This window comes from Ralstonia pickettii, from assembly GCF_000607165.1.
GTDB lineage: Bacteria > Pseudomonadota > Gammaproteobacteria > Burkholderiales > Burkholderiaceae > Ralstonia > Ralstonia holmesii.
In genome coordinates, this window is sequence record NZ_JFZG01000008.1 from 198,221 (window position 1) to 217,213 (window position 18,993).

The window sequence follows — 18,993 nt, forward strand, 5'->3', positions numbered from 1 at the left end:
CAAGGCTGGCAAATACTACACGCCCCTGTCACGGGGTAGGACTTACTGCAGGGATGAACCCACATCCCGCGTTCAGCAAATAACTTCGACCAAGGTTCGAGGAGACCGACATGAGCTTCGTCAGGCAACACCTGATCTGGCTGGTCGTTGCCATTCTTGGCGCGTCTGCCTTTGCCACCGTTGCGCTTGCGCGCGGCGAGGCAGTCAGCGCGCTATGGGTGGTGGTGGCCGCCGTATGCATCTATCTGATCGCGTATCGCTATTACAGCCGCTTCATTGCCGACAAGGTGCTCGGCCTGGACGGCACCCGCAAGACACCCGCCTGGCGCTACAACGACGGGCTCGACTACGTTCCCACCAACAAGCACGTGCTGTTCGGCCACCACTTTGCGGCCATTGCTGGCGCGGGCCCGCTGGTCGGCCCCGTGCTGGCCGCGCAGATGGGCTATCTGCCCGGCATGCTCTGGATTCTGGCCGGCGTGGTGTTTGCCGGGGCGGTGCAGGATTTCGTCGTGCTGTTCATCTCCACGCGCCGCGACGGCCGCTCGCTGGGCGACCTGGTCAAGAGTGAGATGGGCACGGTGCCCGGCGTGATCGCGCTGTTTGGCGCGTTCCTCATCATGATCATCATCCTGGCCGTGCTGGCGCTGATCGTGGTGAAGGCGCTGGTCGGCTCGCCATGGGGCAGCTTCACGGTGGCCGCGACGATTCCCATCGCGCTATTCATGGGCGTGTATGTGCGCTACATCCGTCCGGGCCGCATCGGCGAAATTTCCATCATCGGCTTCGTGCTGCTGATGCTGGCCATCGTGGGCGGCCAGGCCGTGCACGATAGCGCCACGCTGGCGCCGCTGTTCACATTCGACGGCAAGACGCTGACGTGGATGCTGATCGGCTACGGCTTTGTCGCTTCGGTCCTGCCGGTGTGGCTGCTGCTGGCACCGCGAGATTACCTGTCGACGTTCCTGAAGATCGGAACGATCATGGCGCTGGCCATCGGCATCCTGATCGTTGCACCCAACATGCAGATGCCTTCGCTCACGCAGTTCGCGGGCGGCGGCGGTCCGGTGTGGTCGGGCAACATGTTCCCGTTCCTGTTCATCACCATTGCGTGCGGTGCGGTGTCGGGCTTCCACTCGCTCATCTCGTCGGGCACCACACCCAAGTTGCTGGAGAACGAACGCCAGGCACGCTTCATCGGCTATGGCGCGATGCTGATGGAATCGTTCGTCGCCATCATGGCGCTGGTGGCCGCTTCGGTCATCGACCCGGGCGTGTACTTCGCGATGAACAGCCCGGCAGCGCTGGTGGGTGCGACGCCGGATACGGTGGCACACACGCTCTCCACCTGGGGCTTCGTCATCACCCCTGACGTGCTGATCCAGACCGCCAAGGACGTCGGCGAGAACACCATCCTTGCCCGCGCAGGCGGCGCACCGACGCTGGCCGTTGGCATGGCGCACATCCTGCACCAAGTGGTGGGCGGCCAGGCCATGATGGCCTTCTGGTACCACTTTGCGATTCTCTTCGAGGCGCTGTTCATCCTCACCGCCGTGGATGCAGGTACGCGCGCCGGGCGCTTCATGCTGCAGGATCTGCTGGGCACTTTTGTGCCGGCACTCAAGCGCACGGATTCGCTCGTCGCCAACCTCATTGCCACGGCCGCGACCGTCGCACTGTGGGGTTACTTCCTGTACCAGGGCGTGATCGATCCGCTGGGCGGCATCAATACGCTGTGGCCGCTGTTCGGCATCTCCAACCAGATGCTCGCCGCGATTGCGCTGACGCTGGGCACCTGCGTGCTGGTCAAGATGAAGCGCGACCGCTACGTGTGGGTGACGCTGCTGCCGACCATCTGGTTGCTGATCTGCACGCTCACCGCCGGCTGGCAGAAGCTGTTCGATCCGGACCCGAAGATCGGCTTCCTGGCGCACGCCAACAAGTACGCCAGCGCAATTGCCGAGGGCAAGCTGCTGGCCCCGGCCAAGTCGATGGCGCAGATGCAGCAGGTGGTGCTGAACGACCGCATCGATGCATTCCTGTGCGGCCTGTTCATTCTCGTGGTGGTGAGCATTGCCTGGTATGGCCTGCGCACGGTGCTCAAGGCGCGCGCCTTGAGCCGCCCGACTGCCAACGAAACGCCGTACGAAGCGCTGGGCGCATGAGCACGGGCATGCGCGAAGAACTCGAAAACTTCGGCCGATACCTGGGCCAGACGCTGCGCCTGATGGTTGGCGTGCCGGACTACGACACCTACGTGCGCCACATGCAGGAGACCCATCCGGGCCAGGCCGTCATGACGTACGAAGACTTCTTCCGCGAACGCCAGGACGCGCGCTACGCCGGACGCGTGGGCCGTTGCTGTTGATGAACGATTGAACACGCTCCAAAGCAAAACCGCCGGTGCATGCTGCCATGCCCGGCGGTTTTTGCTTGCGTGCGCTACATCGACTGACGTGCCGTTGTGGGTGGGTCGCCGTGCTTGGCACGATAGGTCTTCTCCACCAGCTCGCGCAGCTTGCCGAGCGCACCCACATCCCCTTGCGCAGCCGCCCTGCCGTACCACTTCTTGGCCAGCTCGATATCCTGCGGCACCACGCCGGGTTCCCCGCGCTCGTAATAGCTGCCGACGATGTACTGCGAAGGCCCATCGCCCCCTTCGGCCGCCTTCTTGTACCAACTGAACGCGCGCCCGTAGTCGCGCGGCACACCGCGCCCGGTGAAGTAGTTGGTGGCCAGCGCGCGTTGCGCCTCGACATGCCCGCCCGCCGCAGCGCGTTCGTACCACTTGTTCGCTTCTTCCAGGGAGCGCGGTACCAGCTCGCCGCGCTCAAACAATTCGCCGTAGGCAAACTGCGCGTGGGTCATCTGGTTGTCGGCGGCACGGCGCAGCCATTTGACTGCCTCTTCAGGGCGGGCGACGGTGCCTTCACCGCGCATCAGCATCATGGCGTAGTTGAATTGCGCGAGCCGGTTGCCGCGCTGTGCAGCCTCGGCAAATTCGTCGAAGGCGTGGCCGAAATCGTTCTTCTCGTAATGCGCGATGGCGATCTGGGTGAGGGCGGCGGCATCGCCCTGTGTGTCGGCAGGCGACGTTGCAGCGGCTGCCAACGACATCGCCACGCCCATCGCCAGCACCAACAGCGCTTGTAGCATGCGCGGACTTCTGCGCCGGACCTGTCTGCTCATCGCGCGCTCCTCAACGGAAGAGGATCCAGTGTAACGCGCCCACCTGCTACGTGCGGGTGCGCACAAACCAGCACACCTGGGGCGTACACGGTTGCCGGGGCAATCAGCCCGCGCGCACCCGGTACACCGCTACGCTGCCACGCCAGTTGGCTCCCCAGCGCACCACGCTGCCGTCGTGCAGCACAACGCGGTCGAGAATCACCAGTCCCACCTTGGGCGCCAGCGCTTCAAAGTCGCGGATGGTCAACACGCGCACGTTGGGCGTGTTGTACCACTCGTACGGCAGCGACTTGGACACCGGCATGCGCCCGCGGAAGATCGACAGCCGATGCGGCCAGTAGCCGAAATTCGGGAACGACACGATGCACTCGCGACCCACGCGCAGCATCTCGCGCAGCACCTGCGCCGTGTTGTGGATGGTCTGCAGCGTTTGCGAAAGGATGACCGTATCGAAGCTCTTGTCCTCGAACAGCGCCAGCCCACCTTCCATGTTCTGCTGGATCACGTGCACGCCCTTTTTCGCGGAGGCCAGCACGCCTGCGTCGTCGATCTCGATGCCGTAGGCCAGCACGTCGAGCTCGTCCTGCAGCACGCGCAACAGGCTGCCGTCGCCGCAACCAAGGTCGAGCACGGTGGAGTGCGGCTCGATCCAGCGGGCGATGGCACGGAAGTCCGCGCGGTCGGTCAGGATGTTCGGCACTGCGGACGGCGCAGCGGGGTTCAGCGTTTGCGTTGTCATGCGCCGATCTCCTGCGCGATGCGTTCGTAATAGGCGCGGACCAGCGCGTGGTAGCGCGCGTCTTCCAGAAGGAAAGCGTCGTGGCCGTGCGGCGCGTCGATCTCGCCGTAGGTGACGGGATGCTTGTTGTCGAGCAGCGCCTTGACCAGCTCGCGGCTGCGCGCGGGGGCGAATCGCCAATCGGTCATGAAGCTGACGACGAGGTAGCTCGCTTTGGTATGCGCGACGGCCTTGGTGAGGCTCCCGCCGTAGGCCAGTGCGGGGTCGAAGTAATCGAGCGCGCGCGTGATCAGCAGATACGTGTTCGCATCGAAGTACTCGGCAAACTTGTCGCCCTGGTAGCGCAGATAGCTCTCGACCTGGAACTCGACGTCGAACGAGAAACGGATGTCGTCCGCCTTCAGCTCGCGGCCGAATTTCGCGGCCATGTCTTCATCCGATAGATAGGTGATGTGCCCGATCATCCTGGCCACACGCAGACCGCGCTTGGGCTTGACGTTGTGCGCGTAGTAATCGCCGCCGTGGAAATCGGGGTCGGACAGGATCGCGCTGCGCGCCACCTCGTTGAAGGCGATGTTCTGCGCCGACAGCTTGGGCGTGGACGCCACCACCACGCAGTGCCGCAACCGGTCCGGATACATCAGGCTCCAGGCCAGCGCCTGCATGCCGCCGAGGCTGCCGCCCATCACTGCCGCAAATTGCTGGATGCCGAAGCGATCGGCCACACGTGCCTGGGCATTCACCCAGTCTTCCACCGTCACCACGGGAAAGCGCGCGCCGTAGGGCAGGCCGGTTTCCGGGTGCGGGCTCATGGGGCCGGTCGAGCCGAAACACGAGCCCAGGTTGTTCACCCCGATGACGAAGAAGCGGTTGGTGTCGACCGGCTTGCCAGGGCCGACCATGTTGTCCCACCAGCCGACTTCGCCCTCGGCGTGCACGCCCGCCACGTGGTGCGAGGCGTTGAGTGCGTGGCAGATGAGCACGGCGTTGGAGCGGTCGGCATTGAGCGTGCCGTAGGTTTCGACCATCAGGTCGTAGCCGCTGATCTGCGAGCCGTTGCGCAGTTGCAGCGGCTCGGCAAAATGCATGCGCTCGGGCACGACCAAGCCGATGGCGTTGGCCGGCTTGCCCTGATGTGCCTTCGGAGAGGATGTGTCGGCCTGCGCCGCATCGGCTGCGGTGACCGCGGTGTCAGCCTGGATGTCTGTCATGGCACCAAAGAAAAAACCCGACCGGCAACGCTGATCACGCAACCAATCGGGTTCTCATGTGGCGCACGTGGGGCGCTTGCTTTCACCACCCCCGCTCTGACCGAACCTCTTTAGCCGCATTTGTAATGAGAGCCCAGAGCCACATCCGTGGATGTCTGAACTCCCGCGCGCCCGCAAGCCAGTCGTCAAATCGGCGCGCCAGAGGGAAGTGATTATAGAGCAAGCGGCGGCGGACGCATCACCGCATCGTGATGCGTCCGATTCCCCGCCATATGCCGGATCAAAGGCCTGCCATATTGATGTACTTGATCTCCAGGTATTCGTCGATGCCGTATTTCGAACCTTCGCGGCCGAGCCCCGATTGCTTGACGCCGCCAAACGGCGCTTCGGCCGTCGAGATCAGCCCCGTATTGACGCCAACCATTCCAGACTCCAACGCGTCCGAAACACGCCACGCGCGGCCCAGATCGCGAGTGTAGAAATACGCGGCCAGCCCGAACTCGGTGTCGTTGGCGGCGGCCACGGCCTCGTCTTCCGTGTCGAAGGGAATGAGCGCAGCCAGCGGGCCGAACGTTTCTTCATGCGCGAGCAGCATGCCCGGCTTCGCATCGACCACGACGGTCGGCTCGAAGAACGCACCGCCCTGCGCGGACAGCGCATGCGGCTTGCCGCCCACCAGGACGCGCGCACCTTGGCGCACGGCGTCGTCCAGATGCTGCTGCACCTTGTCCATCGCGCGCATGTGGATCAGCGGGCCCTGCTGCACGCCGGGCTCCGTGCCGTTGCCGACGCGCAGCTCACGCACAGCGTCGGCGAGCTTGGCAGCAAACGTGTCGTAGATGCCGCGTTGCACGTAAAAGCGATTCGCGCACACGCAGGTTTGGCCTGCGTTGCGGTACTTGGCGATCATCGCGCCTTCCACCGCCGCATCGACGTCGGCATCGTCAAACACGATGAACGGCGCGTTGCCGCCCAGTTCGAGCGACAGCTTCTTGATGTCGTCGGCGCACTGGCGCATCAGCAAGCGACCGACCGCCGTGGAGCCCGTGAAGCTGAGCTTGCGCACGATCGGGTTGGACGTCAGCTCGCCGCCAATCGCCTGCGAATCGCCCGTGACGATGGACAGCAGGCCCGCCGGCACGCCAGCGCGCACGGCCAGCTCGGCAAATGCGAGCGCAGAGTAGGGCGTTTCCAGCGCGGGCTTCACGACCATCGAGCAACCGGCCGCCAGCGCCGGGCCAACCTTGCGCGTCATCATCGCGATGGGGAAATTCCATGGCGTGATGGCCGCGCTCACGCCGATCGGCTCCTTCTGCACGACGATGCGGCGATCGCCCTGCGGCGAGGGAATCGTGTCGCCGTAAATCCGGCGTGCTTCTTCCGCAAACCATTCGATGAATGACGCGGCGTAGGCGATTTCGCCGGCAGCTTCCGGCAGCGGCTTGCCTTGTTCGGCCGTGAGGATGGCAGCGAGATCCTGCTGATGTTCCATCATCAAATCGGCCAGCTTGCGCAGGATCCTGGCGCGATCGCGTGCGCTCACCTTGCGCCAGGCGCGTTGCGCAACCTGTGCGGCATCGATGGCGCGGCGTGTTTCGGCGGCGCCCATGCCGGGCACGGTGCCGATCTTGCGGCCGGTGGCGGGATCGGTCACGTCGCGCGTGGCGCCGTCATCGGCATCGGCCCAGGTGCCGGCGAGGAACGCTTGCGTGCGCCACAGGCCGGGGTCTTTCAGTGCGATCGGTGGCGTAACCGGCGCGCTCGGCAGATCGGTGCGGGTCATGGTGTCAGCTCTCCAGTGCGCGTTGCAGGATGGCAAGGCCCTCTTCGAACACCGCGTCTTCAATCGTGAGCGGGAACAGGAAGCGGATCACGTTGCCGTACACGCCGCACGACAGGAGGAGCAGGCCGGCTTCGAGCGCGCGCTGCTGCACGAGCTTGGTGAAATCGGCGTCCGGCTTGCCGTCCGGCGTATTGAATTCGACAGCAACCATCGCGCCCACGCCACGCACTTCGGCAATGCGCGACTGCTTGGCCTTGGCAGCATTCAGCGCGTCGACCAGACGTGCGCCCAGCGCGGCGGAGCGCTCGCACAGTTTCTCGTCGGCAATGATGTCGAGCACCGCATGCGCCGACGCCACCGCCAGCGGGTTGCCGGCGTAGGTGCCGCCGAGCCCGCCCGGAGCCGGCGCGTCCATGATTTCTGCGCGGCCCGTGACGGCGGACAACGGCAGGCCGCCGGCCAGGCCCTTGGCCATCGTCGTGATGTCTGGCAGCACGCCCGTGTGCTCCATGGCAAACAGCTTGCCGGTGCGGGCAAAGCCGGTTTGGACTTCGTCGGCGATCATCACGATGCCGTGTTCATCGCACAGCGCACGCACGGCGCGTACGAAATCGGCGGGCATCTGGTAGAAGCCGCCCTCGCCCTGCACCGGCTCGAAGATGATGGCGGCCACCTGGCGCGGATCGATATCGGCCTTGAACAGGCGCTGGATGGCGTCAAGCGCATCCTGCGTGCTCACGCCATGCAGCGCGACGGGCGCCGGCACGTGATAGATGCTGCCCGGGAACGGTCCGAAGCCCGTCTTGTACGGCACCACCTTGCCCGTCAGCGACATACCCATGAACGTACGGCCGTGGAACGCGCCCGTGAGTGCGATCACACCCGGGCGGCCCGTGTGCGCCCGTGCGATCTTGATGGCGTTTTCCACAGCCTCGGCGCCCGTGGTGAAGAACGCGGTCTTTTTGGCGTGCGAGCCTGGCGTGATCGCGTTCAGGCGCTCGGCCAACTCGACGTACGAACCGTACGGCACGATCTGGAAAGCGGTGTGCGTGAAGTGATCCAGCTGCTCGCGCACGGCCTGCACCAGACGCGGGTGGCGATGGCCCGTGTTGACCACGGCAATGCCGGCCGCGAAGTCAATGTAGCGGCGGCCTTCCACGTCCCAGAACAGGGCGTTCTCGGCGCGCTCGGCGTAGCGGTCGGTCATCACACCAACGCCGCGCGGCGTAGCGGCCAGGCGGCGGGCATTCCATTGGGCGTTCTGTTGCGGGTCTCGGGCGTTCATGGCGGTCTTGTGCGTTGGGTCAAGAAAGAGACGATGCGGCCCAGTGTGGCCCCATTGGCTCTGTACAATAAGACCCAATCAGGTTTTTCTTTTGGAACCACTTTGGTTCCATCGCGCACCATGGCCGACCATTCCCCCACCCACCGCGCCAGCATGCTGGTCGACTACCTGCAACGCCGCTTCGACCGTGCAGAGCCGGGCGGCGAGCCCGACCACCGCCGCCTGTACCGCGTGTTGCAGGAGGGCATCCTGCGCGACGAGCTGCAGCCGGGCACGCGCCTGCCGTCGTCGCGGCAGTTGGCCACCGAACTGGGCATCGCGCGCAACACGGTCATCCACGTCTATGAGCAGCTCAGCGTGGAAGGCTATGTGTCGGCAGGCGTGGGCAGCGGCACCTTCGTCGCCGATACCGCGCCAGACCGGCTGGACGCAGCCCCCGCACCGGTTGCCGCAGTGGCACCCGCGCCGATCACTGAAGCGGCCATGCCGTCCTCGCCGATACTCTCAACGCGCGGCCGTGCGCTGGTGCGCGATGCGGGCGCCAGTTCGCGCCAATGGGGCGCCTTCATGCCGGGCGTACCGGAGGTGCGGATGTTTCCGGCGCGCATCTGGTCGCGCTTGCACAACCGGCTGCTGCGCAAGCCTTCACCCGCGCTGCTGACGTATCCCGTTGGCGCGGGCTACCTGCCGCTGCGCACCGCGCTGGCCGATTACCTGCGCACCGCGCGTGGCGTGCGCTGCGAGCCCGAGCAGATCATCGTCACTGCAGGCATCCACCCGTCGCTCCAACTCATCGCGCAGCTGCTGTGCGATGCCGGCGACAGTGCATGGATCGAAGACCCCGGCTACTGGGGCGTGCGCAGCGTACTCACCGCTGCGGGCGTGCGCACCGTGCCACTGCCGGTGGACGATGAAGGCATGCGCTTCGACATCCCGACGCGCGGGCGTCAGCGCAGCAAGCCGCCGAAGCTCATGGTGGTCTCGCCCTCGCACCAATATCCGCTGGGTTCGGTGATGAGCCTCGCGCGACGCCGTGCGCTGCTGGCCACCGCCCACGCAACCGATGCATGGATCGTCGAAGACGACTACGACAGCGAATTCCGCTACGGCAGCCGCCCGCTGCCTTCTTTGCAAGGGCTGGATGATGGCGGGCGCGTGCTCTACATGGGCACGTTCTCGAAAGTGCTGTTCCCCAGCTTGCGGATTGGCTATCTGGTCGTGCCGCCCGCGCTGGCCGATGCGTTTACGACGGGGCTGTCGGAGATGTTCCGCGGCGGCCAGATTCTCACGCAGGCCGTGCTGGCGGACTTCATTGCGGAGGGCCATTTCGTCTCCCACATCCGGCGCATGCGTGGTGTGTATGCGGAACGGCGCGAAACGCTGCTGGCGTCCATCGCCCACGAGTTCGGCGACGCGCTGCCCGTGCATGACGGTGCGTCGGGCCTGCATCTCGTGCTGGGCTTGCCGGCCGGCACCAACGATGTGGCCGTTGCTGATCTTGCACTCGCCAATGACGTCGTCACGCGCCCGCTCTCACGTTATTACCAGGACGACGCACGCCGCTTGCCCGGACTGCTGCTCGGCTATGGCCATGTGGAAACAGAGCAGATTGGGGCGCGGTTTCATACGTTGGCGGAGGCGGTGCGCACCGTCGGCTGACCAACGCTGCACGCAACAAAAAAGCCCCGCATCGCGGGGCTTTTACTTGGGGCGAAGCACGCTCAGGCCAACAGCACCCGCAACTGCGCATCCGCACCTTCCACCGGAGACTTCCGGAAGCCGCTCTTGGCGTACCGATGCCAGCGCCCCAGCACCGCGCACACAACCAAGTTGGCGCGCGAAGCGATGTCGGCATCCGCCGGCCAGGCACCCTGCGTAACCGCCATGCGCAGACTCTGCTTGAGCGACGCCTCGATGCGATCCAGGCACTGCGCCATGCGCTCGGGCAGGCGCTCGTCTTCGCCGACCAGCGCGTCGCCCACCAGCACGCGCGTCATGCCCGGATTCTTGTCGGCAAACGACAGGAGCATGTGCGCGATGGCATGCGCCTGGCGCAAGCCGTGTTCTTCACGCAAGGTGATCTGGTTGATGAGGCCGAAGACGGTCTGCTCGATGAATTCGATCAGCCCTTCGAACATCTGCGCCTTGCTGGCGAAGTGGCGGTACAACGCCGCTTCGGAGACATCCAGCCGTGCAGCCAAGCCTGCGGTTGTGATCTTTTCACCGCGCGGATGCTCGAGCATGCCGGCAAGCGTCTGCAGAATCTGCACGCGGCGCTCGCCCGGTCGGGGGCGTTTGCGTACCGGCGGTGCTGCTATGGCGACGTCCGCGACCGGCTCGGCGGTCGGAAACTCCGTTTGCGCGTTGCTCATGACTTCCTGGCCCCTCTCCCGTTCCGAGCGCGGAGTTACCACTGCCTAGCCGCGTCGAACAAGCCTTCGTTTTAGTTGAAGCACCGATTTTACTTTCACGCTCACATAGCCGGGCCGGTTGGCGAACAAAATCGGTGTGGCGGCCGGTTGATGTGGTGAATTTGCACGCGCGCCAACTGCCGTCGCTTGCATTGGATGCAATGCATCGGCAGCGGAAGTCGGCTGCACGCCGGGCGGCACGCGCCGCAGATAACCCGTCACCCATACCGTGCGAATCCCCAGGCGCCGATAGCGTTTGAGGTGAGAAAGCGTGTCTTCGACGAGGATGGCGCGCGATGGCGCAATACGTTCGCGTGCGAGCAACCGGCGCAGCATCAGCGGGTCAGGTTTCGGACGCAGGCGCCGGTGCACCCACATGTGCTCGACGGCGATTTCGCGTAGGAACGCGCGCTTCAGGCCAATGAGCCGCAGCACCTCGCGCGCGTAGGCGGCCGGCGCGTTGGTCAGCAGAATCTTGCGCCCCGGCAGGGCGCGCAGCAACTGGGCGAGGCCGCGCTCCGCGCGCACCATGGCGCGCAGGTCTTCAAAGCGGTGGGCCTCAGCAAGGAAATCAGCGGGGTCGACGCCGTGATGGCGGACCATGCCCAGAATCGTGGCGCCATAGCGGCGCCAGTAATCCACGCGCACCTGGCTGGCGGTGGCGTCGTCCGTGCCGAGCACGCGCGCCACGTACGCCGTCATCAGCCGGTTGATCTGCGGAAAGATCGCGTGCGATGCGTGGTGAAGTGTGTTGTCGAGGTCGAACAGCCAGACCGGCTGCCGGGCGGGCGGAGAGCCCGCCGGCACCTCGCGCGGGAAGGCGCGCGCAGCATGGCGCACCCGCACCGCCCGAGTGGTTCGCATCAGTGCGAGCGGATCATCGTGCCGAACGCCTGTTCGGTCAGGATTTCCAGCAGCAGCGAGTGCTCGATACGGCCATCGACGATGTGCACCGAGTTCACGCCGCTCTTGGCGGCATCCAGCGCCGACGAAATCTTCGGCAGCATGCCGCCCGAGATCGTGCCGTCGGCAAACAGCTCGTCGATCTCGCGCGCCGACAGGTCGGTCAGCAGATTGCCCTGCTTGTCCATCACGCCGGGAATGTTGGTCATCATGACCAGCTTCTCAGCCTTCAGGATCTCGGCCATCTTGCCGGCCACGACGTCGGCGTTGATGTTGTAGGCCTGACCGTCATCGGAGAAGCCGATGGGCGAGATGACAGGAATGAACGCGTCGTCCTGCAGCGCCTTGACCACCGCCGGGTTGATCGCTTCGATGTCGCCCACGAAACCGATGTCGATGAACTTGCCCGGATGCTCGCGGTCCGGCATCTTCAGCTTCTTGGCGCGGATCAGGCCACCGTCCTTGCCGGTCAGGCCGACCGCTTGGCCGCCGTACTGGTTGATCAGCATGACGATGTCCTGCTGAACTTCGCCGCCGAGCACCCACTCGACCACTTCCATGGTCTCTTCATCGGTCACACGCATGCCCTGGATGAAGGTGCCTTGCTTGCCGACCTTCTTCAGGGCTTCGTCGATTTGCGGGCCGCCGCCGTGCACCACCACCGGGTTCATGCCGACCAGCTTGAGCAGGATCACGTCGCGCGCGAAGCCGTGCTTGAGCTTTTCCTCCGTCATGGCGTTGCCGCCGTACTTGACGACGATGGTTTTGCCGTGAAACTTGCGAATGTAAGGCAGGGCCTGCGCGAGAATTTCAGCCTTCAACGCCGGCGCAACGTGCGCGAGGCCAGCAGGGTCGGGGGCAGCAGAAGCGGTCATGACGGTGACATCCGGTTGGGCGGGTATGATGGAACGCCGAATGTCGCGTGCTACAAAAACGAAGCAGCCCATTTTCGGCAGGCGCGATTTTACAAGAAAAGGCGCTACGGTCTGACGGCGCACCTTGCGTGCCTGCCATACCGTTGCCACGAAAGAACACCCTGGGGAAACATGGCCATCGCACCCGACCAACTCGACGCGCTGCGCCCTCACCTGCTGCGCTTTGCGCAACTGCAATTGCGTGACACGGCCTTGGCTGAAGACACGGTGGCTGACACCATCCTGGCGGTGCTCGAACACCCCGAGCGCTTTGCCGGCAATGCCTCGCTCAAGACGTACGTGATCGGCATCCTCAAGCACAAGATCGTCGATGCGATCCGCTCGGGGCGGCGCGAAGTGCGCGTCTCACTGCTTTCGGGTGGTGAATCCGACGAGGCAGGCATGCATTCCGACGAGGCCGTCTTCGACAGCTTGTTCGCCGCCGACGGCCACTACACCAGCCCGCCGTCCGACTGGGGAGACCCCGATGCCGCGCTGTCACGGCGCGAGTTCTTCGACGTGCTGCAAATGTGCGTCGATCGCCTGCCGCCGCGCGTGGGCCGCGTCTTCATGATGCGCGAATGGCTGGAGTTGGAAACCGAGGAAATCTGTCAGGAATTGCAGATCACGGCGACCAATGCATGGGCACTGCTCTACCGTGCCCGCATGCGCCTGCGCGAGTGCCTTGACCTGCACTGGTTTGGCAATCAGCCCGCCGCCGCCTGAATCGCCCATAGGCGCACCTGAGCCGCATCACAGAGAACAACCATGCCGAACCGTTGGGGACTGCCCACCTGCAAGGAAGCCCACCGCATGCTGGTGTCGAAGATGGACCGCGACCTGTCCACAGGCGAGCGGCTACGGCTGCGCGTGCATCTGTTTGCCTGCGATGCGTGTACGCGGTTCTCGCACCAGATGGGGTTTCTGCGTCAGGCGATGCACAAGCTCGGACAAGACGACGACGGGAGCAGCCAAGCGTGACCTCGTCGGTCGCCAACACCGTATGTGCGATCTGCGGCGCGGAATTGCACTGCGGAGCCATCGGCGACGGCAAGCAGCCCGACGCGACATGCTGGTGCATGTCCGAAAAAACGCTGCCTGCCAACGCGCGGCGCCCGGGACAGGGCTGCCGCTGCCAGCGTTGCCTGCGCGAAGCGATTGCGCAGGCAAGGGCAGCGTCTGAATCCGACTGAGCGATCAGTCCTTGTCTTTGCTGTCGTCGTCCAGCGTGCGCAGAGCACGGCGGACGTCGGCTCGGCCGCGCTGACGCTCAGCGTGGCCGCCTTCGGTATGGGCACCGGCCTTGCGGCCGCGAGCGAGCGGCACGAGAACGTTGCGCGGGCGCGCAGTGCCAGCCTTCGTTGAAGGTTCGATGCGGAACGTCAGTTTCTGGCGAGTGCCTAGTGTCTTGTTAGCCATGGGAGTGCTCCCTTACGTGGCTTGAAGCGACACTCGCCGCAAGCCATCAATGTTTGTGTTCGCCGCCGTGGTTCATGGCGGGCATGTTGCCGGCGGTCAGGTCGCGTACGCGGGCATCCACCTTCTGCTCGACAACGCGCTTGTCGGCCAGCTCCACCTTGAGCGTGATCGGCACGGTGGTGTCCTTCACCAGCGGCTGTTTCAGGTTCATCAACATCACGTGGTAGCCGCCCGGCTTGAGCTGCACGGTCTGGCCCTTCGGCAGATCCAGCGAGGGCATCGCGCGCATGCGCATTACGTCGCCTTCCATCTTCATCTCGTGGATCTCAGCCGTGCCGGCCACGGGCGTCGATACGCCAACCACCTTGGCACCGTCGGCCGATTGCAGCGTCATGAACGCGCCGCTGGACGTCTGACCCGGCACGGTGCCGCGCACCCAGGCGTCCTGCACCGTGACCTGTGCGAAAGCAGCGGCGCTGGCGAGCAAGCCAGCCGTGAGCACAGCCAGGCAAGCGGAAGAACGGATCGATCGGGACGTCATCATCAAGGGCTCCTGTCGGGGACAAACGTGCTGCGCATTAAAGCACAGCGTCTGTGGGGAGATAGGTTGGGTGCACAATTGTGCGGCTGATTGACGCATCGCCGCGCGGATAACCGCGCGGTGCGCACGTTTACACTTGTCCACCATGCTTTTCACCCTGTCTCTTGCCGCGCCACTGCTGGACGCGTCCAGTCTACGCCGCCTCTTCTGGCTGCGATGGAGTCTGCTGGCCACTCAACTGGTCCTGATGCTGCTCGCGCCGCTGGTATTTGGCGTGCAACTGCCGGTGGTGCCGCTGCTGAGCGTGATGGGCCTGCATGCGCTGTTCAACCTGCTCACCGGATGGCGCGTGCGGCGCAACCGGCCCGTGCAGCATATTGAGATCACCGTTCAACTTCTGGTGGACCTGACCGCGCTGTCTGCTCTGCTGTATTTCACAGGTGGCGCGACCAATCCGTTCGTCTCGTTCTACCTGCCGGCGCTGGCAATTGCGGCGGCCATGCTGCCAATCGCACACGTGGTGGGCCTGACGCTTTACGCGCTGGCCGCCTACAGCATGATGCTGGGCAACTACATCCCGCTGAAGCTGGCGAACCAGGCCGATGCGGTGGCGTATCACCTGGCGGGCATGTGGATCGATTTCGTGGCCAGCAGCGCGATGATCGCCGGTTTTACGGCGCGCCTGTCCGCCGCGCTGCGCGAGAGCGATGCGCAACTGACCGAAGCGCGCGAGCGACTGCTGCGCGAGCAACGCATCGAAGCCCTGATGTCGCAAGGCGCGAGCGTAGCGCACGAAATGGGCACACCGCTGTCTACCGTGGCCGTCATCACCGGCGAGCTGCAGCACGACGCGAAGCAGCCCGATTCCCCGCTCGGCCCGTACCGCGAAGACCTGCGCGCCATCGAGCAGCAACTCGAACTGTGCCGCGCCGCCCTGGCGCGCCTGCAGCGCAAACCCAACGACGGCGCGCCCGAGCCGCTCGGCCAATGGTTGCCCGATTTCACGCAGACGTGGCAGCTGCGGCATCCGGACATCCGCCTCCACACGGAGACATCGCCCGCAGCGCAAGCGGTGGAATTGGATGCAGTGAACGTCGGCCAGATCCTCACCATCCTGCTGGACAACGCCGCCCGCAGCCAGCAGCACGCCGGGCGCGATCTGGTGCCGCTGCTGCTGACGGCCAAGATCGACGCCAATCCGGATGTGCTCCGCGATATGCCGCCGCAGATCGTACTGTCCATCGTCGATACGGGGTTGGGCTTGCCGGAAGACTTGCGCACGTCCCTGGGCCGTACGCCGGTACCGAGCCGGCACGGCGGTCACGGCATCGGGCTGTATCTGGCCTCCACCACGGCTCGTCGCTTGGGTGGTACCGTGGTGCTACGTCCGAACCCGCCCCAAGGCGCCATTGCCGAACTCCGACTGCCGGTTGGCGGTCCGATGGAACACGCGGCCGCCCCCATCATTGGCGCGCCCACCCTCTTCACATAACGAGACGGCCTGACACAGCCCCCGCGCACGTACGGCCCCGGAGAACACCATGCAGCAGCCCGCCCCCTTTTTGATTCTCGATGACGACGACGTCTTTGCGCAGACGCTGGCGCGCGCGCTCACGCGTCGCGGCTTTGCTCCGCAGATCGCGCACACCGGCGGCGAAGCGCTGGCACTGGCACGCCAGACACGCTTTTCGTATGTCACTGTGGATCTGCACTTGGCCGCGAGCGACAAGGGCCTGATGCCCCATGGCGGGACGGATTCCGGTCTGCACTGGATTGCCCCATTGCGCCAAGCCCTGCCCGACGCGCGCATGCTGATCCTCACGGGCTACGCGAGCATTGCCACCGCTGTGCAGGCGGTCAAACTGGGGGCCGACGAATACTTGGCCAAACCGGCCAACGTCGATTCGATTCTGCTGGCGTTGCAGGTTGGCGTGTCTGAAGCCGTGGCGGAGCAGACGATGGAGAACCCGGCGCCGCTGTCTGTCGCGCGACTGGAGTGGGAACACATCCAGCGCGTGCTGGCCGAGCACGGCGGCAATATCTCCGCCACCGCGCGGGCGCTCAACATGCATCGGCGCACGCTGCAACGCAAGCTGGGCAAACGGCCGGTCGCCAAATAAACGCCGGCCGCATAAGGCTACCTCAGCGCTGCATCACCAGCGGGTATCGCGCTCCCACGCCTTGAGCTCGTCTTCGGCGCGTTCCTTCGTATAGCCGTAGCGTTCCTGGATCTTGCCGGCAAGCTGGTCGCGCTTGCCGCGGATCACGGTGAGGTCATCGTCGGTGAGCTGGCCCCACTTTTCCTTGACCTTGCCCTTGGCCTGATCCCATTTACCTTCGATCTGGTCCCAGTTCATACGTCCTCCGTTGCGATTGAGATTGAGACAAAAGCAGGGGCGACCCGCAGGCCGCCCGTGTACACACTTCCGTACGGCTTACTTCTTGAACTTGGCGGCCACGTCGTTCTGACACTTCGTCTTGGCGTCGCCCGACATCGCATCGCAGCGTTCCTTGGCGGCCTTGTAGTTGGCGTCGTTGGTGTCCTTGACGGCATCGCGGCGCGCTTCGCTGACGTCCTTGGCAGTGCCCGTGGCCTTGGCATGGCTCACCTCGTCACCGCCCTTGGCACGCGTATAGGCGGCCTTGGCATCCTTCACGCAGGTGTCTTTATCGTTGCCCTTCATGGCATCGCACTTGGTCTTGGCGACGTCGTAGTCGGCCTCGGCCTTTTCCTTGGCGGCGCGGTTGCGGGCGGCTTCAGTGCCGTCGCGCTCCACCATCGCATTGGCCTTGGCGACGTTGTAATCGCCCTTGGCCTGCGCACGGCAGACGTCGCGGTCATTGCCCTTCATCGCATCGCACTTGTCCTTGGCGGCTTTGTAATTGGCATCGGCTTGCTTGACGGCACTGTCGTAAGCGGCGCGCTTGGCATCGTTCGGTGCCGAGGCGCCGGCGGGGCCGGTTGGCGCGGGCGTGAGCTGGGCGTGGGCGATGCCCAACGGGGCGCAGGCAAGCACGCAACACAGGGCCAGGCGTTGGATCGGTTTCATACGCTTCTCTCCTTGTCGTGGTGGGAATCGCGCACGCCAGGTGCGCGGCGCGCATTGTCTGTGCGGCACCACCTTCTTCAGCAGATAACGGACCTGACCACGCACGATCCTGATGAAACCCTTGCCAGGCTTGGCTTGGCGGGCGCCCAAACAAAACGGGCCGCATCGTCTCCGATGCGGCCCGCAGGGCATATTGAATGCGTTGCTTACACGCTTACAGCACGTAGCGGGACAGGTCTTCGTTACCCGACAGCTCGTTCAAACGCTCGTCGACGTACGCGGCGTCGATGGTCACGGTCTCGCCCGACGATTTGTGTGCGTGGAAGGACAGGTCTTCAAGCAGTCGCTCCATCACCGTGTACAAACGGCGTGCGCCAATGTTCTCGACCTTCTCGTTGACCGAACATGCGATCTCGGCCAAGCGACGAATACCATCTTCGGCAAACACGAGGTCGACACCTTCGGTCTTCAGCAGCGCCTGATATTGCTTGGTGAGGCTCGCGTCGGTCTGCGTGAGAATCGCGCGGAAATCCTCCACCGACAGCGAATCCAGCTCCACGCGAATCGGGAATCGGCCCTGCAGTTCGGGAATCAGGTCGCTCGGCTTGGACAGATGGAACGCGCCCGACGCGATGAACAGGATGTGATCGGTCTTGATCATCCCGTACTTGGTGTTCACGGTCGTGCCTTCCACCAGCGGCAGCAAGTCGCGCTGCACGCCCTGGCGCGACACCTCGCCGCCGCCGTATTCGCTGCGGCTGGCGATCTTGTCGATCTCGTCCAGGAACACGATGCCGTTCTGCTCGACGTTGGCCACCGCCTTCTGCTTGAGCTCATCCTCGTTCACGAGCTTCGCGGCCTCTTCGTCGATCAGCAGCTTGAAGGCTTCCTTCACCTTCATCTTGCGACGGTTCTTCTTGCCCTGGCCCAGGCCGGCGAACATCGAGCGGATCTGCTCGGTCATGTCTTCCATGCCGGGCGGCCCCATGATGTCCATGCTCGGCGTGCCGGCCGACACTTCCAGTTCGATTTCCTTGTCGTCGAGCTGGCCTTCGCGCAGCTTCTTGCGGAAGGTCTGGCGCGCGGTCGAGTCCTTCTCTTCGGGCTGCGCAAAACCGATGTCGCGCGGCGGCGGGATCAGGACGTCGAGAATGCGATCCTCGGCCGCATCTTCGGCCTTGGCGCGCACCTTCTTCATCTCGGATTCGCGCGTCTGCTTGACGGCCATCTCGGCCAGATCGCGCACGATGGTGTCGACATCGCGGCCGACGTAGCCCACCTCGGTGAACTTGGTCGCCTCGATCTTGATGAACGGTGCGTCGGCCAGCTTGGCCAGGCGGCGGGCGATCTCGGTCTTGCCCACGCCGGTCGGTCCGATCATCAGGATGTTCTTGGGCGTGATTTCCTGGCGCAGCGGGTCTCCCACCTGTTGGCGGCGCCAACGGTTGCGCAGCGCCACGGCGACGGCCTTCTTGGCCTTGTGCTGGCCGATGATGTGCTTGTCGAGTTCGGAGACGATTTCTGACGGCGTCATGGTTTCAGACATGG

General features: G+C 64.7%; 21 protein-coding genes. 8 read left to right on the top strand and 13 right to left on the bottom strand.

From position 1 onward, the window contains the following. The first annotated feature begins 110 nt into the window (after positions 1–110). Both BG83_RS0112375 and BG83_RS0112380 read left to right on the top strand, forming a co-directional pair. Complete coding sequence (locus BG83_RS0112375) at positions 111–2,165, top strand: carbon starvation CstA family protein (RefSeq protein WP_024977021.1); 2,055 nt, start codon at positions 111–113, stop codon at positions 2,163–2,165. Between the two features lie 8 nt (positions 2,166–2,173). Continuing rightward, a complete protein-coding gene (locus BG83_RS0112380; protein WP_004628224.1) occupies positions 2,174–2,368 on the top strand; it encodes a YbdD/YjiX family protein in 195 nt (64 codons plus the stop codon). A gap of 74 nt (positions 2,369–2,442) precedes the next feature. Here BG83_RS0112380 and BG83_RS0112385 read toward each other — a convergent pair whose 3' ends face one another. The 5 genes from BG83_RS0112385 to gabT form a co-directional block, all read right to left on the bottom strand. After that, positions 2,443–3,156, bottom strand: a complete 714-nt coding sequence (locus BG83_RS0112385; protein ID WP_419177603.1) for a tetratricopeptide repeat protein — start codon at positions 3,154–3,156, stop codon at positions 2,443–2,445. 136 nt (positions 3,157–3,292) lie between these two features. After that, complete coding sequence (gene metW, locus BG83_RS0112390) at positions 3,293–3,928, bottom strand: methionine biosynthesis protein MetW (protein ID WP_024977023.1); 636 nt, start codon at positions 3,926–3,928, stop codon at positions 3,293–3,295. Then, on the bottom strand, positions 3,925–5,139 hold the full coding sequence (metX, locus tag BG83_RS0112395; protein WP_024977024.1) for a homoserine O-succinyltransferase MetX: 1,215 nt from the start codon (positions 5,137–5,139) through the stop codon (positions 3,925–3,927). The genes metW and metX overlap by 4 nt, the downstream gene beginning before the upstream one ends. Positions 5,140–5,419: 280 nt before the next feature. Then, complete coding sequence (locus BG83_RS0112400) at positions 5,420–6,922, bottom strand: NAD-dependent succinate-semialdehyde dehydrogenase (RefSeq protein WP_037031836.1); 1,503 nt, start codon at positions 6,920–6,922, stop codon at positions 5,420–5,422. Positions 6,923–6,926: 4 nt separating this feature from the next. Beyond that, positions 6,927–8,207 carry a 4-aminobutyrate--2-oxoglutarate transaminase gene (gene gabT / locus BG83_RS0112405; protein ID WP_024977026.1) on the bottom strand — a complete coding sequence of 427 codons (1,281 nt, stop codon included), beginning with the start codon at positions 8,205–8,207 and terminating at the stop codon, positions 6,927–6,929. A gap of 153 nt (positions 8,208–8,360) precedes the next feature. On the opposite strand from gabT, the gene BG83_RS0112410 reads away from it, so the two are divergent. Continuing rightward, complete coding sequence (locus BG83_RS0112410) at positions 8,361–9,866, top strand: PLP-dependent aminotransferase family protein (protein WP_024977027.1); 1,506 nt, start codon at positions 8,361–8,363, stop codon at positions 9,864–9,866. 62 nt (positions 9,867–9,928) lie between these two features. Here BG83_RS0112410 and slmA read toward each other — a convergent pair whose 3' ends face one another. Genes slmA through argB form a run of 3 tightly spaced genes read right to left on the bottom strand, consistent with a single transcriptional unit; the run spans position 9,929 to position 12,396 of the window. Next, positions 9,929–10,579, bottom strand: coding sequence for a nucleoid occlusion factor SlmA (gene slmA / locus BG83_RS0112415; RefSeq protein ID WP_024977028.1), 651 nt, complete (start codon positions 10,577–10,579; stop codon positions 9,929–9,931). Positions 10,580–10,624: 45 nt separating this feature from the next. Further along, on the bottom strand, positions 10,625–11,482 hold the full coding sequence (locus tag BG83_RS0112420) for a pyrimidine 5'-nucleotidase (protein ID WP_024977029.1): 858 nt from the start codon (positions 11,480–11,482) through the stop codon (positions 10,625–10,627). Continuing rightward, positions 11,482–12,396 (bottom strand): acetylglutamate kinase, encoded by a 915-nt coding sequence (argB, locus tag BG83_RS0112425; protein WP_024977030.1) that lies wholly within the window; start codon positions 12,394–12,396, stop codon positions 11,482–11,484. Before argB ends, BG83_RS0112420 begins: the two co-directional genes overlap by 1 nt. 171 nt (positions 12,397–12,567) lie before the next feature. Here argB and BG83_RS0112430 point away from each other — a divergent pair, with 171 nt between their 5' ends. From BG83_RS0112430 to BG83_RS0112440, 3 genes are read left to right on the top strand one after another with little or no spacing between them, the layout of a single operon-like run. Then, positions 12,568–13,161, top strand: a complete 594-nt coding sequence (locus tag BG83_RS0112430) for a sigma-70 family RNA polymerase sigma factor (protein WP_024977031.1) — start codon at positions 12,568–12,570, stop codon at positions 13,159–13,161. Between the two features lie 42 nt (positions 13,162–13,203). After that, positions 13,204–13,416, top strand: coding sequence for a zf-HC2 domain-containing protein (locus BG83_RS0112435; protein WP_024977032.1), 213 nt, complete (start codon positions 13,204–13,206; stop codon positions 13,414–13,416). Further along, positions 13,413–13,628, top strand: coding sequence for a cysteine-rich CWC family protein (locus BG83_RS0112440; RefSeq protein ID WP_024977033.1), 216 nt, complete (start codon positions 13,413–13,415; stop codon positions 13,626–13,628). Before BG83_RS0112435 ends, BG83_RS0112440 begins: the two co-directional genes overlap by 4 nt. 4 nt (positions 13,629–13,632) lie before the next feature. Here BG83_RS0112440 and BG83_RS0112445 read toward each other — a convergent pair whose 3' ends face one another. Next, positions 13,633–13,854, bottom strand: coding sequence for a hypothetical protein (locus BG83_RS0112445; protein ID WP_024977034.1), 222 nt, complete (start codon positions 13,852–13,854; stop codon positions 13,633–13,635). A 46-nt stretch (positions 13,855–13,900) separates the two neighbouring features. Next, a complete protein-coding gene (locus BG83_RS0112450) occupies positions 13,901–14,395 on the bottom strand; it encodes a copper chaperone PCu(A)C (RefSeq protein WP_080693683.1) in 495 nt (164 codons plus the stop codon). Between the two features lie 145 nt (positions 14,396–14,540). Here BG83_RS0112450 and BG83_RS0112455 point away from each other — a divergent pair, with 145 nt between their 5' ends. After that, complete coding sequence (locus BG83_RS0112455; RefSeq protein WP_024977036.1) at positions 14,541–15,887, top strand: ATP-binding protein; 1,347 nt, start codon at positions 14,541–14,543, stop codon at positions 15,885–15,887. Between the two features lie 49 nt (positions 15,888–15,936). Next, the gene (locus BG83_RS0112460) at positions 15,937–16,515 is read left to right on the top strand and encodes a response regulator transcription factor (RefSeq protein ID WP_024977037.1); all 579 of its coding nucleotides are present in this window, start codon (positions 15,937–15,939) and stop codon (positions 16,513–16,515) included. Between the two features lie 33 nt (positions 16,516–16,548). Here the strand turns inward: BG83_RS0112460 and BG83_RS0112465 are convergent, their stop codons facing one another. The 3 genes from BG83_RS0112465 to hslU all read right to left on the bottom strand — a co-directional run bounded on the left by BG83_RS0112465 (position 16,549) and on the right by hslU (position 18,991). Beyond that, positions 16,549–16,752 (bottom strand): CsbD family protein, encoded by a 204-nt coding sequence (locus BG83_RS0112465; RefSeq protein WP_024977038.1) that lies wholly within the window; start codon positions 16,750–16,752, stop codon positions 16,549–16,551. Positions 16,753–16,830: 78 nt separating this feature from the next. Further along, positions 16,831–17,445 carry a hypothetical protein gene (locus BG83_RS0112470; RefSeq protein WP_024977039.1) on the bottom strand — a complete coding sequence of 205 codons (615 nt, stop codon included), beginning with the start codon at positions 17,443–17,445 and terminating at the stop codon, positions 16,831–16,833. Positions 17,446–17,659: 214 nt separating this feature from the next. Then, positions 17,660–18,991, bottom strand: coding sequence for an ATP-dependent protease ATPase subunit HslU (hslU, locus tag BG83_RS0112475; RefSeq protein ID WP_024977040.1), 1,332 nt, complete (start codon positions 18,989–18,991; stop codon positions 17,660–17,662). Positions 18,992–18,993: the final 2 nt, after the last annotated feature.

What these genes read in the sequence shown, in the direction of transcription:
- BG83_RS0112375 (WP_024977021.1), top strand. Translation starts at nt 111, where the DNA reads ATGAGCTTCGTCAGGCAACACCTGATCTGGCTGGTCGTTGCCATTCTT.
- BG83_RS0112380 (WP_004628224.1), top strand. Translation starts at nt 2,174, where the DNA reads ATGCGCGAAGAACTCGAAAACTTCGGCCGATACCTGGGCCAGACGCTG.
- BG83_RS0112385 (WP_419177603.1), bottom strand. Translation starts at nt 3,156, where the DNA reads ATGCTACAAGCGCTGTTGGTGCTGGCGATGGGCGTGGCGATGTCGTTG.
- metW (WP_024977023.1), bottom strand. Translation starts at nt 3,928, where the DNA reads ATGACAACGCAAACGCTGAACCCCGCTGCGCCGTCCGCAGTGCCGAAC.
- metX (WP_024977024.1), bottom strand. Translation starts at nt 5,139, where the DNA reads ATGACAGACATCCAGGCTGACACCGCGGTCACCGCAGCCGATGCGGCG.
- BG83_RS0112400 (WP_037031836.1), bottom strand. Translation starts at nt 6,922, where the DNA reads ATGACCCGCACCGATCTGCCGAGCGCGCCGGTTACGCCACCGATCGCA.
- gabT (WP_024977026.1), bottom strand. Translation starts at nt 8,207, where the DNA reads ATGAACGCCCGAGACCCGCAACAGAACGCCCAATGGAATGCCCGCCGC.
- BG83_RS0112410 (WP_024977027.1), top strand. Translation starts at nt 8,361, where the DNA reads ATGCTGGTCGACTACCTGCAACGCCGCTTCGACCGTGCAGAGCCGGGC.
- slmA (WP_024977028.1), bottom strand. Translation starts at nt 10,579, where the DNA reads ATGAGCAACGCGCAAACGGAGTTTCCGACCGCCGAGCCGGTCGCGGAC.
- BG83_RS0112420 (WP_024977029.1), bottom strand. Translation starts at nt 11,482, where the DNA reads ATGCGAACCACTCGGGCGGTGCGGGTGCGCCATGCTGCGCGCGCCTTC.
- argB (WP_024977030.1), bottom strand. Translation starts at nt 12,396, where the DNA reads ATGACCGCTTCTGCTGCCCCCGACCCTGCTGGCCTCGCGCACGTTGCG.
- BG83_RS0112430 (WP_024977031.1), top strand. Translation starts at nt 12,568, where the DNA reads ATGGCCATCGCACCCGACCAACTCGACGCGCTGCGCCCTCACCTGCTG.
- BG83_RS0112435 (WP_024977032.1), top strand. Translation starts at nt 13,204, where the DNA reads ATGCCGAACCGTTGGGGACTGCCCACCTGCAAGGAAGCCCACCGCATG.
- BG83_RS0112445 (WP_024977034.1), bottom strand. Translation starts at nt 13,854, where the DNA reads ATGGCTAACAAGACACTAGGCACTCGCCAGAAACTGACGTTCCGCATC.
- BG83_RS0112450 (WP_080693683.1), bottom strand. Translation starts at nt 14,395, where the DNA reads ATGACGTCCCGATCGATCCGTTCTTCCGCTTGCCTGGCTGTGCTCACG.
- BG83_RS0112455 (WP_024977036.1), top strand. Translation starts at nt 14,541, where the DNA reads ATGCTTTTCACCCTGTCTCTTGCCGCGCCACTGCTGGACGCGTCCAGT.
- BG83_RS0112460 (WP_024977037.1), top strand. Translation starts at nt 15,937, where the DNA reads ATGCAGCAGCCCGCCCCCTTTTTGATTCTCGATGACGACGACGTCTTT.
- BG83_RS0112465 (WP_024977038.1), bottom strand. Translation starts at nt 16,752, where the DNA reads ATGAACTGGGACCAGATCGAAGGTAAATGGGATCAGGCCAAGGGCAAG.
- BG83_RS0112470 (WP_024977039.1), bottom strand. Translation starts at nt 17,445, where the DNA reads ATGAAACCGATCCAACGCCTGGCCCTGTGTTGCGTGCTTGCCTGCGCC.
- hslU (WP_024977040.1), bottom strand. Translation starts at nt 18,991, where the DNA reads ATGTCTGAAACCATGACGCCGTCAGAAATCGTCTCCGAACTCGACAAG.